The organism is Ferruginibacter sp., from assembly GCF_031430955.1.
Classification (GTDB): Bacteria; Bacteroidota; Bacteroidia; order Chitinophagales; family Chitinophagaceae; genus Ferruginibacter.
The window spans coordinates 1-4,055 of the sequence record NZ_JANPCM010000483.1 but is presented as its reverse complement, the minus strand read 5'-3'; the positions used below and the strand labels follow the sequence as shown (position 1 = coordinate 4,055).

The 4,055-nt window shown below is 34.4% G+C and carries 3 protein-coding genes and 1 tRNA gene; all 4 read left to right on the top strand.

Annotated elements, in window-relative coordinates; genetic code table 11:
* Positions 1–185 precede the first annotated feature (185 nt).
* A tRNA-Leu gene (locus ACY65O_RS13425) sits at positions 186–267 on the top strand.
* A gap of 98 nt (positions 268–365) precedes the next feature.
* A complete protein-coding gene (tig, locus tag ACY65O_RS13420) occupies positions 366–1,730 on the top strand; it encodes a trigger factor (protein ID WP_462221368.1) in 1,365 nt (454 codons plus the stop codon).
* Positions 1,731–2,078: 348 nt separating this feature from the next.
* The gene (locus tag ACY65O_RS13415; RefSeq protein WP_462221367.1) at positions 2,079–2,573 is read left to right on the top strand and encodes a YMGG-like glycine zipper-containing protein; all 495 of its coding nucleotides are present in this window, start codon (positions 2,079–2,081) and stop codon (positions 2,571–2,573) included.
* Positions 2,574–2,726: 153 nt separating this feature from the next.
* The coding region (locus tag ACY65O_RS13410) for a hypothetical protein (RefSeq protein ID WP_462221366.1) at positions 2,727–4,055 on the top strand (1,329 nt) is incomplete at its 3' end.

The window sequence follows — 4,055 nt, the reverse complement described above, 5'->3', positions numbered from 1 at the left end:
TTTTAATTTTGGTTTTAAAACACGTAGAAGGCCACGGTATTGCCGGAGAATTTCTTTCTTTTCTTCTTCTTCAGAGAGATTGTATTTTGGTATACCTATTGTTGTTTCCATGTATTAAAACGAATTTACGGAAAACAATTCTGTTTCTATTTTTTACAGAAATCCCTTACTTTTGCACCCCTTAACCGGATGTGGCGAAATTGGCAGACGCACCAGACTTAGGATCTGGCGGAGCAATCCATGTAGGTTCGACCCCTATCATCCGGACTTTTTCAAGTTAATTGGTTAATTAGTTAAATTGGTATTCAAGTGTGAATGCTACAACTAATTAACCAATAAACAAATTAACTAATTAACATTAAGAAATGGCTACAGTAGTAAGAGAAAACATTGGTTTATTACACGATAAATTAATTGTAAAAGTTAGTAAGGATGATTATTTTCCTTCGTTTGATAAAAAATTAAAGGAATACAGCAAGAACGCAAATATCCCCGGTTTTAGAAAAGGAATGGTACCAGCAGGCATGATTAAAAAAATGTACGGCGGTTCTATTTTTACCGATGAGGTTATTAAAACTGTAGAAAAAGAATTATATAATTACCTGAATGCCGAAAAGCCAGAAATTTTTGCTCAGCCTTTGCCATTAACCAACGATGTGGCTAAAATGGATATTAATAACCCGGCTGATTATGAGTTTGGTTTTGAAATGGGATTGAAGCCTGATTATTCTTTGGCTGAAATCAGCAAAGCAAAAATCACACTGCATAAAGTAAAAGCTACCGATGCAATGGTGGAGGAAGAAATAAACCGGATGCAAATTAAAGGCGGTAAAATGACAGAGCCTGAAACGGTAAATAACGAAGAAAATGTTTTAAACGTTTTATTTAAGGAAAGCGATAAAGAGGGTAATGCTGTAGAAGGGGTAACAAAAGAAAATTCGGTAATACTTAAATATTTAACTGCCGCTACGCAGAAAAAATTTATGGGTAAAAAAGTTGGCGAAGTTGTAACCGTACAATTAAGCAAAGCTTTTGACGAAGATAAACTGGCAATGATAGTGCAGGATTTGGGTTTTGAAAAAGATGATGCCGCCGCCGCAAAAAAATATTTTAATCTTGAAATTGTAAAGATTGGTTTAGTAGAAAAAAGAGAATTGAACGAAGATTTTTTTAAAGAAATTTATCCTGCAAAAGATATTAAAAACGAAGATGAATTAAAGATTGCTATTAAAGAAGAGATACAACAATATTGGGATGCACAAAGCCGTAACCAAATGCAGGATCAGTTGTATCATTATTTAATTGATGAAACAAAAATGGAATTCCCTGCAGATTTTTTAAAGCGCTGGTTGCAAACCGGCGGCGAAAAACCAAAAACTGCAGAAGAAGCCGAAGCCGAATTCCCGGGTTTTATTAACCAGTTAAAATGGACTTTAATAAGCGATAAATTAATACAGGAAAATAAACTGCAGGTTACCAACGAAGAATTAAGGGACAGCATGAAGGCGGAAATAATGAAATACTTTGGTGCCATGAGCATGGGGGATGATACCAGCTGGATTGAAAGCTATATCGACCGCATGATGAAAGATGAAAAGCAGGTGGACAGCAGCTACCGCCGTTTAATTACAGATAAATTATTTAGCTGGATAGAAACTCAGGCAAAGTCAAAAGAAAAAGAAGTAACCGGCGAGGAATTAAATGGGATGATGCATAATCATCATCACTAATAAGATAAGGTTGTTAAAGTAAATTAACGTGTTTAAATATACATCCCGGTTACAATGGTAATCGGGATTTTTATTACTGTAATTCCATACCGTACATTTATTAAAAAAATATAATTTAAGCTGGAGTAAATAAAAATATAGATTGTTTACAGAGTTTGGCATGGTATTGTTATGATGGTGTTTAAGGCAGACTAAAAAATTAAATGAAATCTGCCTTATAGTAAAGTGTGATAGCAAATAAAGAGGAGAATTTTACCCAATCGTGTATTTAAAAACAATTTTAAAATAAAACCCACCATCAGTTTTAAAAATTAGCTGAAGGGAATACTAAAAACTAAAACAAATTTTATGAAAAAGATTATTTTAATTGCAACCGTAGTAACTGTATTTGTTGCTTGTAAAAGCAAATCTACTTTAGATGCCAATAAAAACATGGTGCTGGTAGACACAACAGGCTTGTCGCTAAGTAATGGTTCTACAGATGTTTCAAAAAATAATGCAAACGTTAATACAAATAATAATGCAGGTGTAACTCCGGCAAGAAGAAGAACAAATAACGGTACTAACGCAGGTTCTTCAAACAACGGTAATTCAAATACTTCAAACCAGGGTACAAGCACAGTTCCTGCTAAAGAAAAAGGCTGGAGTGATGCAGCAAAAGGTACAGCAATAGGAGCAGGTTCTGGTGCAGTATTGGGAGCGATCTTAAGTAAAAACAAAGCTAAAGGTGCGGTGATTGGTGGTGTTATAGGAGGTGCTGGTGGATATGCAATTGGCAGATCTAAAGATAGAAAAAGTGGTCGTGTTGCAAGACAGAAGCGGAGAAGAGCTGCAGGATATTAAAATTAAACATTAAGATTAATAAAGAAAGAGGGTGGAATTATCTACCCTCTTTTTCGTTTAACAAATTCTTAGCACTTCATTTATAAAATAAATTTTATCCTATTCGTTGTGTGGTTGTTCCCTCCCCATTCATAATTTTAAAACAAACCAGCCATGCTAACTCAACGGGTTTATCTTTCGTTTGTGCTTTGCACTTTTATATTATTTTCCTGCAGCAATAAAAAAGTAAAAAACACAGCCAGGTCAGTAACCGCAATAATTTCAGATACTGTACAAGTGCAGCCCGATGAAGTCATTGACCTTTCTGAATACAGCAACGCCTTTACCAACAACATAACACAAACATTTACCGCAGCGCCACATAAAATTTCTGTTTTAACTGCTGAGAAAGGGCTAAGGGTAACAGTTAATCCGGCGGCATTGCAAAAAGAAGACGGCACTGCCGTTGATGGAAAAATTAATGTTAGGATAATTGAATTAACCACCAGCCAAGATTTATTTAAAAGCAATGCTGCAACTGTAAGCAATGGAAGATTACTTGCTTCAGGAGGAAGTTATTTTATTGGTATGGAATGCAACGGGCAAAAATTACGGATAAAAAAAGGAAAAAATTTACAGGTCGAATTTCCTGTTATAAAAGAAAATGAAATGCAATTATTTTATGGGCAAAGAGATACTGCAAATAATATGAACTGGCTTGATGCAGGAATAAACTTGCAGCAGGATAAAGAAGATGACATCTTATTTACAGACAGCAATAATAATAATCTCACAGATAATTTTCCTGCCTTTATTTTGACAGCCGGAGGCGAAGCAAAAGTTTACAGAACACTAAATGAAAAAGTATATTACTATGAAAAAATGATGACTGTAAAACAACTGCTGGATACTATTAACAGGAACACGGCTAAAATTTATGCTGATACCGTTTACATGTGGCCTAAGGAGATAGCAAAATTATTACCGGGCCAAAGGGTTGATACGAATTATTTATACACTGTTTACGGTCCTCCTAAACAATTTATTTTAAAAACATGCAGAACGTTACAAGGAGATAATCAAAAAAAGGAAATGGAAAAAAGAAAGAGAGAAGATGCTTTGGAAAAATGGCAGCCAAAAACTCTGGCAGGCCAAATACAAAAATATTATAACCCTTCAGCCATAACAAATTTGGGCTGGGTAAACTGCGATCGTTTTTATCAAAATAATCCTCCAGCAGAAATTGAAATTGATTTGCCCATTACATTTAATAAGGGAACCATTCAATACTTTGTCATCTTTAAAAATTTCAACGGCTTAATAAATGGTAAACTGGAGTTTTCTGAAGGTGAAAATATTTCATTGAAAAATTTACCTGTTGGCGAATCAATTACTTTAATTGCATTTACAAAAAGCAACGGGCAGTTTTTTCACTGCAAAGAAGAATTTGTAATTCAAAAAAATAAACCTGTAAAGCTTTACTTTAAAAATATCTATGCAGAA